The sequence below is a fragment of the Pseudoduganella sp. GW821-FHT11H04 genome (assembly GCF_058807935.1).
The window spans coordinates 95,024-112,317 of the sequence record NZ_JBXARE010000014.1; the positions used below are offsets into that span (position 1 = coordinate 95,024).

General features: G+C 60.4%; 12 protein-coding genes. 8 read left to right on the forward strand and 4 right to left on the reverse strand.

The features are described from left to right. The 8 genes from xdhC (at nucleotide 1) to AC1RTP_RS23790 (ending at nucleotide 12,781) form a co-directional block, all read left to right on the forward strand. A complete protein-coding gene (gene xdhC, locus AC1RTP_RS23755; RefSeq protein WP_498611107.1) occupies nucleotides 1-918 on the forward strand; it encodes a xanthine dehydrogenase accessory protein XdhC in 918 nt (305 codons plus the stop codon). 2 nt (nucleotides 919-920) lie between these two features. Next, the gene (guaD, locus tag AC1RTP_RS23760; RefSeq protein WP_498611108.1) at nucleotides 921-2,228 is read left to right on the forward strand and encodes a guanine deaminase; all 1,308 of its coding nucleotides are present in this window, start codon (nucleotides 921-923) and stop codon (nucleotides 2,226-2,228) included. Nucleotides 2,229-2,239: 11 nt separating this feature from the next. Then, nucleotides 2,240-3,643 (forward strand): adenosine deaminase family protein, encoded by a 1,404-nt coding sequence (locus AC1RTP_RS23765; RefSeq protein ID WP_498611109.1) that lies wholly within the window; start codon nucleotides 2,240-2,242, stop codon nucleotides 3,641-3,643. A 424-nt stretch (nucleotides 3,644-4,067) separates the two neighbouring features. Beyond that, entirely contained in the window at nucleotides 4,068-7,481 is a 3,414-nt protein-coding gene (locus AC1RTP_RS23770) for a TonB-dependent receptor (RefSeq protein WP_498611110.1), read from the forward strand. Nucleotides 7,482-7,602: 121 nt separating this feature from the next. Further along, the gene (locus tag AC1RTP_RS23775) at nucleotides 7,603-9,264 is read left to right on the forward strand and encodes a bifunctional metallophosphatase/5'-nucleotidase (RefSeq protein WP_498611111.1); all 1,662 of its coding nucleotides are present in this window, start codon (nucleotides 7,603-7,605) and stop codon (nucleotides 9,262-9,264) included. A gap of 12 nt (nucleotides 9,265-9,276) precedes the next feature. Continuing rightward, nucleotides 9,277-10,518, forward strand: a complete 1,242-nt coding sequence (locus AC1RTP_RS23780; protein WP_498611112.1) for a phospholipase D-like domain-containing protein — start codon at nucleotides 9,277-9,279, stop codon at nucleotides 10,516-10,518. Next, nucleotides 10,515-11,543: a S1/P1 nuclease gene (locus AC1RTP_RS23785; protein WP_498611113.1), complete on the forward strand. Its 1,029-nt coding sequence runs from the start codon at nucleotides 10,515-10,517 to the stop codon at nucleotides 11,541-11,543. The genes AC1RTP_RS23780 and AC1RTP_RS23785 overlap by 4 nt, the downstream gene beginning before the upstream one ends. After that, a complete protein-coding gene (locus AC1RTP_RS23790; protein WP_498611114.1) occupies nucleotides 11,543-12,781 on the forward strand; it encodes an MFS transporter in 1,239 nt (412 codons plus the stop codon). Before AC1RTP_RS23785 ends, AC1RTP_RS23790 begins: the two co-directional genes overlap by 1 nt. On the opposite strand, the gene AC1RTP_RS23795 is transcribed toward AC1RTP_RS23790, so the two are convergent. The 4 genes from AC1RTP_RS23795 to AC1RTP_RS23810 all read right to left on the reverse strand — a co-directional run bounded on the left by AC1RTP_RS23795 (nucleotide 12,708) and on the right by AC1RTP_RS23810 (nucleotide 17,244). After that, the gene (locus AC1RTP_RS23795) at nucleotides 12,708-13,577 is read right to left on the reverse strand and encodes a hypothetical protein (protein ID WP_498611115.1); all 870 of its coding nucleotides are present in this window, start codon (nucleotides 13,575-13,577) and stop codon (nucleotides 12,708-12,710) included. The genes AC1RTP_RS23790 and AC1RTP_RS23795 overlap by 74 nt on opposite strands. A gap of 76 nt (nucleotides 13,578-13,653) precedes the next feature. Then, the gene (locus tag AC1RTP_RS23800) at nucleotides 13,654-14,625 is read right to left on the reverse strand and encodes an ABC transporter permease (protein WP_498611116.1); all 972 of its coding nucleotides are present in this window, start codon (nucleotides 14,623-14,625) and stop codon (nucleotides 13,654-13,656) included. A gap of 4 nt (nucleotides 14,626-14,629) precedes the next feature. Next, nucleotides 14,630-15,712 carry an ABC transporter permease gene (locus tag AC1RTP_RS23805; protein WP_498611117.1) on the reverse strand — a complete coding sequence of 361 codons (1,083 nt, stop codon included), beginning with the start codon at nucleotides 15,710-15,712 and terminating at the stop codon, nucleotides 14,630-14,632. Between the two features lie 2 nt (nucleotides 15,713-15,714). Beyond that, nucleotides 15,715-17,244, reverse strand: a complete 1,530-nt coding sequence (locus AC1RTP_RS23810) for an ABC transporter ATP-binding protein (RefSeq protein WP_498611118.1) — start codon at nucleotides 17,242-17,244, stop codon at nucleotides 15,715-15,717. Nucleotides 17,245-17,294: the final 50 nt, after the last annotated feature.

Sequence of the window (17,294 nt, forward strand, 5' to 3'; positions counted from 1 at the left end):
ATGACTGATTGGTTGACGCCAGCCGGAGCGCCGGCAGTCCTTGTCACGGTCGCGCGCGCCGAAGGTTCGGTGCCGCGTGAGGCGGGGACGCATATGCTGGTCACCGCGCAGGGGCAGTTTGATACTGTTGGGGGCGGCCATCTTGAGCATAAGGCGCTGGAGATTGCTCGCGGCATGTTGCAGCTCGACGCGCGGGTTCACTTGGAGCGGTTCCCTCTGGGCCCTTCGCTGGGACAATGCTGCGGGGGCGTGGTCTGGCTGCTGTTCGAGCCGGTCACCGGCGGGCTGGAAGACGCCATGGCGCTGCTGCGCCAGCGGCGGCGGGAAGACAGCTGCCGCATTACCGCTATTGACGGCTTGGCGGAATGCCGGCTCTCGAACGAGCAGCATAAGGAAACGCATATCCACACGGACGCGGATGGCCGCCGCTGGCTGGTCGATCCGGTCAACGCGCCGCGCGCCCACCTGGTGTTGTTTGGCGCAGGCCACGTCGGCGCCGCCATCGTGCGTGCGCTGGCCGAGTTGCCCTGCACCGTCACCTGGGTCGACGAGCGCGACGCCATGTTCCCGGCCGAAGTGCCGGACAACGTCACCATCGAAGCCACCGACACGCCGGAAGCGTGCGTCGACGAGGCGCCAGACAACGCCAGCTACCTGGTCATGACCCACAGCCACGCGCTTGACCAGCAACTGTGCGAAGCAATCCTGTCGCGCGAGAATGTCGGCTGGTTCGGCCTGATCGGCTCCAAGACCAAGCGCGCGCAATTCACCAGCCGCATGGAAGCCAAGGGCCTCAGCGTGGAATCCATGGTATGCCCGGTCGGCATGCCGGGTATCATCAACAAGGCGCCGGCGGTCATCGCCGCTTCGGTTGCCGCACAATTACTGTTAGTCTGGGAATCCCAGGCGAAAGAATAAGCATGAGCACAACAAGCAGCGTGCAAGCCTACCGAGCCGGCTTGCTGTATTTTCACGCCGATCCGGCCTTCATCGAGCACGCCCACGCGTGGTACGAGGATGGCCTGCTGGTCGTTGAAAACGGCAAGGTGAGCGCGGCTGGCGACTACGCCACGCTGGCGCCGACCCTGCCGCCCGGCACGGAGGTGAAGGACTATCGCGGCAAGATCATCATGCCCGGCTTTATCGACACCCACGTGCATTACCCGCAGACCGATATGATCGCCTCGCCGGCGCCCGGCCTGCTGCCATGGCTTGAGCAATACACCTTCCCGACCGAGCGCCAGTTCGACGACCCCGCGCACGGTGCCCAGGTGGCGGAGTTCTTCCTCGATGAATTGCTGCGCAACGGCACCACCACGGCCATGGTCTACTGCACCGTGCACCCGCAATCGGTGGACGCCTTCTTCACCGCCAGCGAAAAGCGCGAGCTGCGCATGATCGCCGGCAAAGTGATGATGGACCGCCACTGCCCGGACTTCCTGTGCGATACCGCTGAACGCGGTGCCGAAGAAACCGAAGCCCTGATCCAGCGCTGGCATAACAAAGGCCGTTCGCAGTACGCCATCACGCCGCGCTTCGCCCCGACTTCGACTGAAGCGCAATTGCAGCTGGCCGGCGAGCTGGCGCGCAAATATCCCGACACCTTCCTGCAGACCCACGTCTCGGAAAACAAGGAGGAATGCAGCTGGGTCAAGCAACTGTTCCCGCAGGCGCGCAGCTACCTCGATGTGTATGACCGCTACGGCATGATGCGCCCGCGCGCCGTCTACGGCCACTGTATCTGGCTGGACGAAAGCGACCGCGCGCGCATGGCCGAAACCAAGGCCGCCGCTGCGATCTGCCCGACTTCCAACCTGTTCCTTGGCTCAGGCCTGTTCGACTTCGAGCAAGCGGATAAAGCCGGCATGCTGCTCTCGCTGGCCACCGACGTCGGCGCCGGCACCTCGTTCAGCATGTTGCAAACGATGAATGAAGCCTATAAAGTAGCGCGCTTGAAGGGCAGCTACCTGCCTGCCATGCGCATGTTCTACCTGGCGACGCTGGGCGCCGCGCGCAGCCTGCACCTGGAAGACACGATCGGCAGTTTTGCCGCTGGCCGCGAAGCGGACTTTATCGTGATCGACCCGCAGGCCACGCCGCTGCTGGCACGCCGCAGCGCCAATACCGACAGCCTGGAAGAACAGCTGTTTGCACTGGCGCTGCTGGGGGATGATCGCGCCATCGCGGCGACATATTCGGCAGGGAAGCTGGTCCACCAAGCACACTGAAAAGGGAAACCATGCACAAGAACTTGACCAGCCTGTTGATCGCCGCGGCTTTTGCCGCGCCAGCCTTCGCCGCGAACAACGCCGACATCACAGCGCGCCACTTCGCCTCGCTGGTTTCGGGCCCTGCGCCGAAGACGGCCGAGCTGACCATGTTCTTCAACAATATGCCGAAGGGCGCCGACCTGCATCACCATTACTCGGGCGCCATCTACGCTGAGCAATACCTGGAGTGGGTTGCCAAGCTGGGCTACTGCATCGACAAATCCAGCTGGAGCGTGAAGACCGACAAGCCAGCCGACCCCAAGACATGCGCAACCGTCGCCGAGCTGGAGCAAGACCCGCTCGCCTACCGCGCGCTGCTGCACAAGTGGTCGACCCTGGACTTCTACAATCACAGCGAAGACCAGTTGGCTCCCGACCTGGCTTTCTTCACCACTTTCCCGCGCTTTAACGACGTGGCGTCGACCAATGGCAACGATGGCCAGCAGCGCTTGAAGCAGCGCGCGATCGCCGAAAACGTCAGCTATATCGAAACCGTATTCGAGATCGCCCCAATCACCTTCGATGCCGAGTTCGACGGCAAGCTGACCGACGAGGCAGCTTTCGCCGCCTACCTGGCCAAGCTGGAAGCGAGCAAAGACTTCAACAAGGGCATCGCCGACTACAGCGCCTACGTCAACAGCAGCAGCGCCGGCATCGACGACGATAACTTCACCATGCGCTACCAGCCTTTCGTGCTGCGCTTCCTGTCGCCATCGATCGTGTTCTCGCAAATGGCTGCGGGCTTCAAGATCGCTAGCCAGAACCCGAAGGTGGTGTCGGTGAATATCGTCGGGGCCGAGCATTATCCTGTCTCCATGCGCGACTACGAGTTGCATATGCGCATGTACAAATTCTTGAGCGCAAAGTATCCAAGCGTGAAGCTCTCGCTGCACGCCGGTGAGCTGGCCCTGGGCCAGGTGCCGCCGGAAGGATTGAAGTTCCACATTGCTGAAGCGATCGACATTGCCGGCGCCAAGCGCATCGGCCACGGCATGGATATCGCCCATGAACGCCAGCCGCTTGCCATCCTGAAGAATATGCGCGAGAAAAATATTCCAGTCGAAGTGAACCTGACTTCGAACGAATTCATCCTCGGCGTGAAAGGTGAGGCGCATCCGCTGAACATCTATCGCAAATACGGCGTGCCTTTCGTATTGTCGAGCGACGATACCGGTGTCAGCCGCAATACCCTGTCGAACGAGTACGTGCTGTTCGCCAGCCGCTACAAGACCAGCTATGCGGAAGTAAAAAAGCTGTCATATGACAGCATTCGCTACGCCTTCCTGGCCGAGGCCGACAAACAGCGCCTGCTGAAGCAGCTGGATGCCCGTTTCACAAAGTTCGAAGCCGACGTAGCAATTTCGCTGAAGTAAGCCCATCTTTAACCGCACTTGTGGCCCTTTTGCCACAAGTGCGCGTATCTTTTTACAAATCCTAAACGTTTCCAAAGGCGTCAGGGGCGCGAGCTTCTTATAATCTCGCCTTAAGAACACGCCGTTTTTTGCTGAAAAAAGTATAACGATAGGCAATTTATTTGCTCTGCGTATAAATACGCAAGGGAAAATGAATTTGTCTTTGACCGCGCCTTTCAGGCATAGTTGACGGAAAGATACGTCTATGCAACTTGGGATTCCAAGGCGTCACACAAATGTCACGAAGCTGTCGCACCGCCGTCATGGTTGGTGCCTAAACTCGTTGGGCGGCAACTATTTTTGCAACATTAGTAAAAAGCGCAAATGCGGCATGCAGCAAGATGCCGACATTTACCAATAATTTGTTCTCTTTTGGGGTATATCAATGATGAATCATAAACGGCTCCGGCTGACGCAGATTGCGTTTAGCTTGTCCTTGATGTTTGCCGCTCCGGCATTCGCACAGAACACGACTTCCGCGATCGGCGGTCGTATCTCGGGCTCCGATGGCAAGCCAGCAGCTGGTGCGGCCGTTACCGTTACTCACGTTGAATCTGGTTCGACCAGCAACGTGACGACCGACGCCGAAGGCCGCTACATTGCGCGCGGTCTGCGCGCTGGCGGTCCATACACGATCATCATTACCAAGAACGGTGTTTCTGAAAAGCGTGAAAACGTCTTCGTCGAACTGGCGGAAACGGCTTCCGTCGACGCCACCATCGGCCAGGCCATGCAAACCGTGACCATCGCCGGTTCCGCTGCCCGCGCCGAGAAATTCAGCAAGAATAACCAGGGTGCTGTTACCACCATCAGCGCCGCCGACCTGGACATCCAGGCATCGGTCAACCGCAGCCTGCAAGACTACGCACGTATGGATCCGCGCGTTTCGCAAACCGACAAGGAGCGTAACGAAATCTCCGTGGCCGGCCAGAACTCGCGCTTCAACTCCCTGACCATCGACGGTGTTGCCGTGAGCGATACCTTTGGCCTGGAAGGCTCCGGCTCCCCGTTCGCCAAGCAGCCGATTTCAATCGATGCGATCCAATCCTCGCAGGTCAACGTTGCCAACTACGACGTGACCCAGAAGGGCTATATCGGCGCCAACATCAACGCCGTGACCAAGTCCGGTACCAACAAGTTCCACGGTTCGGTATATAGCGTTTTCCGCAACCAGGACATGGCTGGCGACCGTTATAACCTCTCCAGCGATACTTACTCCAAACCGCCTACTTCCAAGACCACCACCAACGGTCTGACCCTGAGCGGCCCGATCCTGCAGGACAAATTGTTCTTCATGGTCAACTACGAGAAGTACAAGTCGAGCCTGGCATCGCCAACCTTTGGCCCGGTCGGTTCGCCACTGACCAACGTCGGCATTACCACCGGCCAGATCCAGCAAGCCAAGGACATCGCCAAGAACACCTGGGGCATGGACCCCGGTACCGAGGTGGTTACGCCAGCGCAAATGAATGTGCGCGACAAGCTTGCCAAGATTGACTGGAACATCAATGACGACCATCGCCTGATGGTACGCTGGTCCAAGACCCAGCAGTCTGAGCCAATGTTCTCCGGCATCGCTAACAACAGCTTGTCCCTGAGCAGCTACTGGATCACCAACAACAAAACCCTGGAAACCAAGGTTGCCCAGCTGTTCTCCGATTGGACTCCGAACTTCTCGACCGAGATCAAATGGTCGCGCCGCGATTACGACAGCCTGTGGACCACTGGCTCGACTTTGCCGGCCATCGGTTTGAACTGGAGCGGCCCGAACGCGGTTGGCGCACCTGCCAGCGTGCCGACCACCAGCCGCTTCCTGGACATGGGTACCGAATTCAGCCGCCAACGCAACGTGCTGGGCACCAAAACCGACGACATCTACGTGGGCGCCAACTGGAACCTGGGTGCGCATGAAGTCAAGTTCGGCGCGGACATGAACAAGAATGAAGTGACCAACATCTTCTTGCAGAACGTCTACGGCAACTACACCTTCGGTTGCATCCCGAACGTGGCATACAACTTCCTGGGTGGCGCTAACGCGGCTAGCAACTTCTGCAGCAGCAATAACGACAATATGACCAAGGCCATCATGGAGAACTTCACCCGTGGCCGCCCATCGAGCTTCTCGGTGCAGGTGCCGGCTGCTGGTCATACCTTTGACGATGCGATCGCCAAGTTCACCCTGAAGGATACCGGCCTGTTCGTGCAGGATACCTGGAGCGTGACGGACCGCTTCACCGTCAACGCCGGCGTGCGCCTTGACATGGAAGATCTGCCAGAGCGTCCAACCCTGAACGCCGCCGTAGCCGCTCCACGCGTGGCAGGCAGCCTGCCTAGCACCCGCGCCACTGGTGGTTTTGGCCTGGATAACACCAACATTATCGACGGTCAGAAACTGTGGCAGCCGCGTGCTGGCTTCAACTACAAGTTCCCTACCGCGCGTCCAATGCAGATTCGCGGTGGCGCCGGCCTGTTCCAGGGCGTGGCAATGTCGGTCTGGATGGCGAACCCATATCAAAACAACGGCGTGGCAACCCGCACCGTGACTTGCGGCAGCTCGACCTCCCCATGCCCGGACGCGATGTTTACTCCGGACATCAACAAACAGCCGACCAACCTGGGTGCATCCTCCAGCCAAGCTAACGTGGACGCACTGGCAGCAGGCTTCCGCCAGCCTTCGATCTGGAAAGCCAACTTTGCCTTCGACCACGAACTGCCATGGTATGGCATGACCTTCACTGCAGAAGTGCTGTCGCTGAAGACCAAGGACGGTCTCTACTACCAAAACCTGAACCTGGGCGAACAGACCAAGACTGGTACCGACGGCCGTGCACTGTACTACACTTCCCAGGCATACCTCCCAGGTTGCTGGACCGCCACCGGCAGCCTGACCACCACCGGCACGACCTGTACCGGTGCGCGTAGCAAGGCGCTGAGCAACGCGTCCTACGGTAACGTTCTCGTGGCGTACAACACCAAGGAAGGCAAGTCGAACCTCGCCACCCTGTCGCTGACCCGTCCTCTGATCGGCGGCTTCGGCTGGTCCGTGTCGTACACCTACACTGACGCCAAGGAAGTATCGCCACTGCAGGCTTCGACCTCCGGCTCGACCTACAATGCCCGCGCTACCTTCAACCCGAACGAAAACACCACGGCCAATTCCCAGTACCTGGTGAAAGACCGTATCGCGGCGTACATGAACTTCCGCAAGGCCTTCTTCGGCAACTACCGCACCACCTTCGGCATCAATTACGAAGGCCGCACCGGTAAGCCGTACAGCTGGACCTTCAACAACGACCTGAACGGCGACGGCATCACCAACAACGACCTGATGTACATCCCACGTGCACCAGGTTCGGGCGATGTGATCTTCGTCGGCGACACCGCAACGAGCCACGTCAACGAAGACAAGTTCTGGACAACTGTTAACCAGTACCGCAGCCTGCGCAACGCCGCTGGCGGTGTAGTGCAGCGCAACGATTCGTTCGCTCCATGGACCAATAACTTCGACCTGCGCCTTAAGCAGGAGATCCCAGGCTTCATGTCCGGCCACAAAGGCGTGCTGTCCTTCGACATCATGAATTTCGGCAACATGCTGAACAAGAAGTGGGGCCGCATCAACGAGATGCCTTACTCCTCGTCCGGCGGCGTGACCCGTTCGTTCGTGGACTTCGCTGGTATCGACCCGGCCACCGGCAAGTACGAATACCGCGTACGTGACACCGTGAAGGACTACGATGTTCGCCAGTCGCGTGGTGAATCGCAGTGGCAGCTGCAAGCTTCCGTGCGCTACGAGTTCTAAACGTGGTTGCATGAGCTGAAAAAACGGGCCGCGAGGCCCGTTTTTTTTGTGCGTAACATAGAGTTTCCCCGCGCTGCAGCTGGTGCAGTCGCCTGTACAATCTCTCTTTAATTCCCAGCGTATGCAACTTATGCCTTACCTGCGCCACCTCATCCTGGCAGTCCTGTTAGCCGGCTGCGCCGCACAACGCCCGGACAACCATGTCGAACTTACGCTGGTCGGGCTGAACGATCTGCACGGCTACCTGGAGGCATCCACTTTTGAACAGGGCAAGGCGGGTGGTGTTGATGCCCTCGCGGCCACGTTGCAAGCCTGGCGCAAAGATGATCCCGACTTGCTGCTGGTGGGTGCCGGCGATATGATCGGCGCCAGCCCGGCACTGTCGGCCATGTTCGCCGACGAACCAACCATCCAGGCGCTGAACCTGATTGGCATGCGCGCTACTTCGGTCGGCAACCATGAATTCGATGCGGGACGTGTCGAACTGCTGCGCCAGGCGAAGGGCGGCTGCGCCAGCTCGCCGCGCCCTGATAAGGCCTGCAAACTCAATCCCTCCTGGGAAGGCGCCAAATTCAGCTACCTGGCCGCCAACGTGATCGACACGCGCACCGGCCAGCCTTTGCTGCCGGCCTACCGTATCGATGAAGTGAAGGGTGTCAAGGTCGCCTTCATCGGCACCGTACTGAAGGACGCTCCCGAGCTGGTTGCCGCTGCCGGCATCACCGGCCTGCAATTCATCGACGAGGCGCAAGCCGTGAACCGCCTGCTGCCGGAATTGCGTGCGCAAGGCGCGACCGTGTTCGTGGTGCTGATTCACCAGGGCGGCAGGACCGAGGCGCGCTACGACCAGCAGTATTGCGACGATATGGGCGGCGATATCGCCGATGTGGTCAAGCGCCTGGACCCGGCGGTGCGCCTGGTGGTCAGCGGCCACTCGCACAACGGCTACCTGTGCCGCGTCGACGGCCGGCTGGTAACGCAGGCCGAGAAATTCGGCCATATGCTGACGCGTATTTCGCTGGTGGTGGACCGCCGGACGGGCGCCGTGGTCGACGCCAATGCACGCAATATCGTCGTGGAGCCCGGTAAATATGCCGGTGTGCCGGAAGTCGATGCCCTGGTGGCGTCGGTGCGCGCGCGCGGCAATACGGAGCTGAATAAACCCGTTGCGAAGATGGCTGTGCCGTCGATCAGCAAGACCCTGATGGTCGATGGCGATGAGTCGCCGCTTGGCCAACTGGTTGCCGATTCGATTCTCGTCGCTGGCCGCAAATGGGGCGCTCAAATCGCGTTCACCAATGCCGGCGGCGTCCGTACCTCTCTCGATGCTGGCGCGGGCAATGTGGTGAGCGTGGCGCAGACGCAGGCGGTACTGCCTTTCGGGAACGAAATCGTGGTGATGGATATGACAGGCGCCCAGATCGCCACGCTGCTCGAGCAGCAGTGGGATGGCAATGAGCCGGAAAAGCGCGGGTTGCTGCAGGTATCCGAAGGTTTCACATATTCCTGGGATACCCGCCAGCCAAAGGGCCAGCGCATTGTGCGTGACAGCATCAAACTGAATGGCGTGGCAATCGCTGATGGTGCGAGCTACCGCGTGGCAGTATTTAACTTCCTGGCCGAAGGCAACGACGGCTTTGTGACTTTCCGCCAGGGCAGCAATAGGGTGGCAACCGGAGTGCGCGACGTTGATGCGTTCCGCAGCTACCTGGTGCACCTGGAGCAGGACAACAAAGCGGCTGGCAGCTTCGGCGCCATGCCGCGCATTATTCGCATCAAGTAAGAAAGGACAACCATGCGCCGCTTTATCCTTGCCGCCGCGCTTGCAGGCTGCTTCGCCAGCGCCCACGCGGCATTCCAGATTCCCGGCTTTGAACTGGTGCAGACCGTGCCGGTTGAAACCACGCTGAAAAGCGATGACCTGCGCGGTGCAAGCGAAGTCTGGAGCGAATTGTTCGACAACGCGAAAGAAGAGATCTGTATTGGCCAGTTCTACATTGCCAGCGTGCCCGGCGCACCGTTCGAGAAGGTGATCGAGCGCCTGGAGGCTGCCGGCAAGCGTGGCGTGAAGATCCGTTTCCTGGTCGACAAGAAGGGCGTTACCGGCCTGTCCGACAAGGCGACCGTGGAACGCCTGCGCGCAATCCCCAACCTTGAGATGCGGGTGCTGAACGTCAGCGAGCTAACTGGCAATGGCATCATCCACGCCAAGTACCTGACTGTGGACCACAAGGCTGCCTTCATCGGCAGCCAGAATTTCGACTGGCGTTCGTTCACCCACATCCACGAAACCGGCTTGCGCATTACCGACGCCAGGATCGTCGGCCAGGTGCAGGCCATTTTCGAGCAGGACTGGGCTGCGCAGGCGGCGCTGGCCGCCGGCAAATCGGTGGCGCCGCTGCAGCCGAAAGCGGCCATCCTCGCCAATGCTGCACCGGTGGCTTTGCCTGCCGACGCCAACTTCCTCATCGCGAGTCCGGGCGGATTCAATCCAGCCGGTGTGGCTGATTCCGAAACCGTGCTGCCGGCCTTGCTGGCGGATGCAAAGCAGGAAATCCGCGTTTCCATGCTCGACTATGCGCCCTTGAGCTATGGCCCGAACGGAACGCGTCCTTACTATGCTGTGGTCGACAACGCGCTGCGTGCGGCCGCCACGCGCGGGGTGAAGGTCAAGCTGATGGTGTCGAACTGGAACCTGGAGCAGCCGGCGCTGCAGCACCTGAAAAGCCTGGCCATCTTGCCGAATGTGGAAGTGCGCATCGTGACGCTGCCGAAAGCCTCGACCGGTTTTATTCCGTTCGCCCGCGTTTTGCACAGCAAGACCCTGGTCATCGACGGCAAGCTGGCCTGGGTCGGCACCAGTAACTGGGCTGGCGGCTATTTCGACCTGTCGCGCAATATGGAAGTGGTCATGCGCAACGAAGCCATGGCAAAGCGCCTGTATGCGCTGCAAGAGCAGGCATGGAGCTCGCCGTACGCCGCGCCGCTGGACATCAACAAGAACTACCCGAAACCTAGCAAAGGTAAAGAAGAATGAAGAAACTTGCATTGATCGCCGCGCTGTCCGGCGCCTTCCTGTCTACCAATGCCATGGCATGGGGTAACTCCGGCCATCGCATCGTTGGCGCGATTGCCGATAACCTGATCAAAGGCTCCAACGCCGAGAAGCAGGTCAGGGCGCTGCTGCAGCCGGGCGAGGACCTGGAGAAGATCGCTAACTGGGCCGACTGCGTGAAGGGCACTTTCTGCGGTCCGCAAACGCCGGAAATGAACGAGTATGTGGCGACCCATCCGGACCACTCGGAGTACCACTACACCGACGTGCCTTTCCAGCTGAACGAATACCACCTGCATGGCGTTGGCACTTCCGAGCATGATGTGGTGCAGACGCTGGAGCAATGCATCGCCACCTTGCAGGATAAGGGCAGCGGCAAATTCACCAAGCGCCAGGCACTGTTGATGCTGACGCACCTGGTCGGCGACATCCACCAGCCGCTGCACGTGGGCGCAGCCTTCGTCAGCAAGGATGGCAAGTTCGTGGTACCGCAGACCGACAAGGAAGTGGACTCGCTGAACGTTTTCGATTCGCGCGGCGGCAACAACCTGCAGATGGATGAGGCGGCACTGGCCGCAGCCAGCGTAAAGAGCGGCATACCTGCCGGCGATGACACAGCGCCACCCAAGTATCCAACCAAGCCATTCCACTCCTACTGGGACACCACTGCGGTGGATTACGCCATGCGCCGCAGCAGCATGCGCACCGTGGACAAGTTCAGCCAGTGGGCGATTGACGGCAAGCCGTCGATCGCGCTGCCGACGGGCGAGGCAAGCACTTGGCCGGTGCAGTGGGCAAATGACTCGCTGGCGGTCGCCAAGCAAGCCTACGCCGACGTAAAGGTTGGCGTTGCGAGCAAGCAGACCAGCCGCAACGGCGAGAGCTACACCGTGTGGGCAATGGCAGTGCCGGACAACTATCCCGTGCCATCGTCCGCCCTCGCGCGTGAGCAGTTGATCAAAGGCGGCTACAACCTGGCCGCCGTGCTGCAAAAGATCTTCCCATAATGACTTCCCAGCCCCCACCCAACAACCGGCTTTCGGCCAGCGTTTGGGTGCTGGGGCTGGTGAGCATGCTGATGGACATTTCATCTGAAATGATCCACAGCCTGCTGCCTCTCTTCATGGTCGGCACGCTCGGTGCGAGCGGGCTGGCTGTCGGTATCCTCGAAGGCCTGGCCGAAGCCACCGCGCTGGGCGTCAAGGTGTTTTCCGGGACACTCAGCGACTACCTGGGCAAACGCAAAACGCTTGCGGCCATTGGCTACGGCATGGGCGCCTTCTCCAAACCGCTGTTTGCGATTGCAGGTTCGATGGGCATGGTCACCACGGCGCGCCTGCTCGACCGCGTCGGCAAAGGCATACGCGGTGCGCCGCGTGATGCCTTGCTGGCCGAGCTGACGCCGGAGTCCATGCGTGGTGCTGCTTTTGGCCTGCGCCAGTCGCTGGATACGATTGGCGCTTGTGCCGGTCCGCTGCTCGCTTCCGGCTTGATGCTCTTGTGGGCCAACGATTTTCGCAGTGTGTTCTGGGTTGCCGTCATTCCCGGCATATTGGCGACGGTGCTGATGGTGGTCGGTGTGCGCGAGCCCGCTGAAGCGCCGGGTCGCAAGCGCATCAATCCTCTGCACCGCGAGCAATTGCGCAAGCTTGGCCGCTCGTACTGGTGGCTGGTGGGTCTCGGGATGTTGTTCATGCTGGCCCGCTTCAGTGAAGCTTTCCTTGTGTTGCGTGCTCAAGAGCGCGGTATGGGTATTGCCCAGGTGCCGTTGGTCATGGCTGCAATGAGCTTTGTTTATGCGCTCGCTGCCTACCCATTTGGAAAACTGTCCGACCGCGTCAGTCATCGCTCCTTGCTGGCTGCCGGCTTGCTGGTCTTGGTCGCTGCCGATGCGGTGCTGGCAATGGCGCAGGGCTGGCGGGGAGTCATCGGCGGTGTTTTCCTGTGGGGGCTGCATATGGGGATGACGCAAGGGCTGTTGTCGGCCATGGTGGCCAATGCGGCGCCGTCGCATTTGCGCGGCACTGCGTTCGGGCTGTTCAACCTGGCCAGCGGAGTGGCGCTCCTGGTATCGAGTGCGCTTGCCGGATGGCTGTGGGACAGTTACGGCGCCGCAGTCGCCTTTGGCGCCGGTGCTGTCTTCGCCTTGCTGACGCTAGCTGCACTTGCGTTCAAGGGCGGTACCACAACTCACTGCGCTGGAGAGGAGTCTCTGGCGGAAGAAGGGGATTCGGCAGGTCGATGATGCGGCGTTTGCCAATGGCGGCGCGTTCAATCAGCGGGCCTTTGTATTGCCGGAAGAGGGCGGCCAGCGAGCCGTCCTGCACCATCATCTCCATTCCAGCTTTGATACGCGCAGCAAGCTTGTCGCCCTCCGGGTTGCGCCGAACGAAGAAGTAGCGCGGCAGGGGATAGCGCAGCATCAAGGTCGGCTCGATCACGATGCCTGGGCGTGTCTTGTGCTGCATATCCAATTCGCGTGAGGCTTCGTCCAGCGCGCGCGGGAAGAAATCAAAGCGTCCTGCTTCCAGCATGGCGTACAAGGCGTCAGGGCGCGGCGCCTCCACGACGCTGATGCCTGCCGCAACAAGTACTTCGGTATCGATCCAACCCTTGCCCTGGCCGGCGCTGAGCCGCTTCAAGTCTTCGAAAGTGCGCACGGCTGCGAAGCGTGGCAAATCGCCTTGGCGAACTACGAGGAGGCGCATGCCCATCAGGCCGCGGTCGATGGGAATGCGGATTGGATTGAATTTCTTTTCGAGTTCGATGTCGGTTGCGCGGGCAAAGACATTGATGCTGCCTTCCGGGTACGACATTTCCTGCAACAGGCGCGCAACGGACATCGGGTCTTTCGATGGGCCGAGCTTATATTGGCCAAACTTGGCGGCCGTCTTGTCCATCGCCACGCGCAGCACGATCCAATCGAATTCGCCGGTGCTGTCGAGAACGGAAAAATACTTTGGATAGACGAGCCGCGTGTCTCCTGCATATGCATTAAGGCACAGGCAATATAGAAGGACCAACAACAGTCGTAGGCTCATGGCGACGCTCCTTGCATCATGCAATATAAAACAAAACCCCGCCGTAGCGGGGTTTTCGATGAGCGCTGTTGTTGCCTTAGCGGGATTTGACGAACGGTACGCCGATCGCTTTCGGGGCGACCGATTTGGCCATCAGGCCGGCCAGCACGATTACGGTAACGACGTAAGGCACCATCTGGATCAGGGCGCCCGGGATGCGGCCGATGACCGGCAAGTCGACGCCTTCCAGCTGGATCTGCACCGCCCCAAAGAAGCCGAACATCAGGCAGCCGAGGAAGGTATACAGAGGACGCCAGTTACCGAACACCATGGCGGTCAGCGCCAGGTAGCCTGCGCCGGCGGACATGTCGCGCAGGAAGAAGCCCGATTGCACGATGGCCAGGTAGGCGCCCGAGAAGGAGCACAGCACGCCGGCGATCAGCATCGCGCTGTAACGGGTGCGTTCGACGGAAACGCCGGCTGCATCGGCGGCGTGCGGGTTTTCGCCGCAAGCGCGCAGGCGCAGGCCGAAGCGCGAGTGGTAGAGGAACCAGTGCACCAGTGGTACCAGCAGGAAGGCCAGGTAGACCAGCACGGAGTGGCCGCCAATCAGCTTGGTGTAGAACCAGCCGAGGAAGGGCACGTCGGCCACGGCGGCGCTGCCGGGCAGCACCACGTCGAACAGGCGCGCTTCGCCCAGGTCGGGGGTGCGGCCGCCTTGCTGGAAGAAGTATTGCGCGACCACGAAGGTCAGGCCGCTCATGGCGATGTTGATCGCAATGCCGGCCACGAGCTGGTTGCCCTTCTGGGTGACGGCGACGAAGCCTTGCAGCATGGCCAGCGCGACGGAGACGCCCATGCCGGCCAGGATGCCGAACCATGGGTTTTTCGTGGCGAAGGCCACGGCGGCGGAGACGAAGGCGGAGGCCAGGATCTTGCCTTCCAGGCCGATGTCGATCACGCCGGAGCGTTCCGCGAACAGGCCGGCCATGGCGGCGAAAATCAGCACCGGCGCATTGCGTACGGTGGAGACGAGGACGGAGCCCAGGTGGAGGTCTTCGAATGTCATGGTCTTAACCCTTGCGCGATTTGAGCAGCTTGATGATGACCGGGGCGTACAGGTATTCCATCGCGCCGCAGAACAGGATGATCAAGCCCTGGATAAAGATAAAGGTTTCAGTAGGGATGTTCGGTTTTTCCAGCGACAGGTCGAAGCCGCCCTGGGTCAAGGCGCCAAATAATACCGACGACAGGAAGATGCCAACGGGATGCTGGCGACCCATCAGCGCAATGGCGATGCCGACAAAACCTGCGCCGCCAACGAAGTTCAGCGACAGGTAGTGGGTCGAGCCCATGATGGAGTTGACCGCGCCCAAGCCTGCCAGCGCGCCAGAAATCGCCATCACGAGGATGATCATCGCGCTGATCTTCACGCCAGCGTAATGGGCGGCGTGCTGGTTCAGGCCCAGTGCGCGCACTTTGTAGCCCCACGCCGAACGCCACATCACGATACCGTAAACGACCAGCGCGATAATGGCGAAGAAGAAACCGATGTTGAGCGGGGTTTCGCCCAGGATCGGGAACCATGTGTTCAGGCGCGGCATTTCCGCTGCGGCCGAGAACACGCGTGAAGCGGTATTCTGCTCGCCGGCAGGGATCAGGTACTTGACGATCACGAAGTTCATCAGCGAGGCGCAGATGAAGTTGAACATGATTGTGGTCACCACGATGTGAGAGCCGCGTTTGGCTTGCAGGTAGCCGGGAATGTATGCCCACAGCGCGCCGAATACCGCGGCGCCGACCATGCCGGCCGGGATCAGCAAGTACCATGGCAGCACCGCGTCCAGGTTGATCATGACCAGCGTCAGGCCCAGGCCGCCGAAATACATCTGGCCTTCCGCGCCGATGTTGAACAGCCCGGCCTGCATCGCGATCGACACGGCCAGTCCGGTGAACACAAGCGTGGAGGCGTAGAACAGCGTGTAGCTCAAGCCTTCCGGATTGACGACGGCGCTGTTGATCAGGATCTTCAGCGACTCCACCGGGTCTTCGCCCATAAGGTGGATCGCAAGCGCCGACACCAGCAGGGCGGACATCAGGTTCAGGATGGGCAGGACAAAGCCGGTTGCCCAACGTGGCATATCGTTCGTGGTCATAATCAGTGTTTATGCATGCCGCCCATCAGCAAGCCGATGCGGGTGGTGTCGAATTCGTCGATTTTCAGTTCGCCGGTGATTTTGCCGCCGCACATCACGAGGATGCGGTCGGCCAGGGCGCGCACTTCTTCCAGTTCCACCGATACCAGCAGGATTGCCACGCCTTGATCGCGCAGGGCAAGCAGCTGGGTGTGGATGGATTCGATGGTGCCGATGTCCACGCCGCGGGTTGGCTGGCCTACCAGCATCAGCTTCGGCTTGGCCAGCACTTCACGTGCGATCACCACCTTCTGCTGGTTACCGCCGGAGAGCAGGCCAATGCGCAGGTCCGGATTGGCCGGGCGCACGTCGAACTCTTTCATCAGGCCGGCGCAGCGCTGGGCGATGCCTTTGAAATCGATCAGGCCCCATTTGTTCTTTACCTTGTCCTGGTAGCCGAAGAAGGTGTTCTGCATCACGGAGAATGCCTTGATCACGCCGTCGCGCAGGCGGTCTTCCGGCACGTGGCCGATACCGAGTTCGCGGAACTTGGTCGGCAGGCCGTCGGCGTCGCTGCGGCCGGCGAAGGGCAGGGGGTTGCCTTCGAAGTCCACTTCACCGGACGTCGGCAGCTTCATGCCTGACAGGATTTCCATCAGCTCGGACTGGCCGTTGCCGGATACGCCTGCAATCGCCACGATCTCGCCGGCACGCAGGGTGAAGCCGATGTCTTGCAGCAGCTTGACGCCGTTATCGTCGGCCAGTTGCAGGTTCCTCACTTCCAGCACCGGAGCGCCAGGATTGTAGGCGCCGCGCGGCAGGTTGTTCTCGATCGGGCGGCCGACCATCATCTGCGCCAGTTCTTCCTTGGTCGTCGAAGCGGTTTCCACTGCGCCCACCACACGGCCGCCGCGCATGACGGTGACGGTGTCGGTGATGTCCTTGATCTCTTGCAGCTTGTGCGTGATCAGGATGATGGTCTTGCCCTGTTCCTTGAACAGCTTCAGGATTTCGAACAGCGATTCGGTCTCCTGAGCGGTCAGCACGGCGGTCGGCTCGTCCAGGATCAGGATGTTTGCCGAGCGGTAGATCTGCTTCAGGATCTCGACGCGCTGCTGGGCGCCCACGGACAGGTCGTGGATGGTCGCGAGAGGATCGACGTCCAGGCGATAGCGTTCGCAAATTTCGCGCAGTTTCTTTTCGACGTTGGCGCGGTGCTCGCGCAGGCGGAAGCCGCCTTCGCTGCCCAGCATCACGTTATCGAGCACGGTCATGTTCTCGACCAGCATGAAGTGCTGGTGCACCATACCGATGCCAAGGCGGATCGCCTCATGCGAGTTGTGGATATGCTGTGCCTTACCGTCCAACAGGATTTCACCGCCATCTGCGCGGTAATAGCCGTAAAGGATGCTCATCAAGGTCGACTTGCCGGCGCCATTTTCACCCACCAGGCCATGGATGGCCCCTTTGGCGATGGTGAAATTGACGTCCGTATTCGCCTTCACCGCCCCAAAGTGCTTGGAGATATTGCGGAATTCTACTGCTGGCGTCATAAGGATTTTCGGTCTTATTTACTGAAAAACGCGCCGGACGGGAAACCCCG

Bases quoted from the DNA above. Each gene is read 5' to 3' on its own strand.
- AC1RTP_RS23770 (WP_498611110.1), top strand. From the start codon at position 4,068: ATGATGAATCATAAACGGCTCCGGCTGACGCAGATTGCGTTTAGCTTG.
- AC1RTP_RS23785 (WP_498611113.1), top strand. From the start codon at position 10,515: ATGAAGAAACTTGCATTGATCGCCGCGCTGTCCGGCGCCTTCCTGTCT.
- AC1RTP_RS23780 (WP_498611112.1), top strand. From the start codon at position 9,277: ATGCGCCGCTTTATCCTTGCCGCCGCGCTTGCAGGCTGCTTCGCCAGC.
- xdhC (WP_498611107.1), top strand. From the start codon at position 1: ATGACTGATTGGTTGACGCCAGCCGGAGCGCCGGCAGTCCTTGTCACG.
- guaD (WP_498611108.1), top strand. From the start codon at position 921: ATGAGCACAACAAGCAGCGTGCAAGCCTACCGAGCCGGCTTGCTGTAT.
- AC1RTP_RS23775 (WP_498611111.1), top strand. From the start codon at position 7,603: ATGCAACTTATGCCTTACCTGCGCCACCTCATCCTGGCAGTCCTGTTA.
- AC1RTP_RS23795 (WP_498611115.1), bottom strand. From the start codon at position 13,577: ATGAGCCTACGACTGTTGTTGGTCCTTCTATATTGCCTGTGCCTTAAT.
- AC1RTP_RS23790 (WP_498611114.1), top strand. From the start codon at position 11,543: ATGACTTCCCAGCCCCCACCCAACAACCGGCTTTCGGCCAGCGTTTGG.
- AC1RTP_RS23800 (WP_498611116.1), bottom strand. From the start codon at position 14,625: ATGACATTCGAAGACCTCCACCTGGGCTCCGTCCTCGTCTCCACCGTA.
- AC1RTP_RS23765 (WP_498611109.1), top strand. From the start codon at position 2,240: ATGCACAAGAACTTGACCAGCCTGTTGATCGCCGCGGCTTTTGCCGCG.
- AC1RTP_RS23805 (WP_498611117.1), bottom strand. From the start codon at position 15,712: ATGACCACGAACGATATGCCACGTTGGGCAACCGGCTTTGTCCTGCCC.
- AC1RTP_RS23810 (WP_498611118.1), bottom strand. From the start codon at position 17,244: ATGACGCCAGCAGTAGAATTCCGCAATATCTCCAAGCACTTTGGGGCG.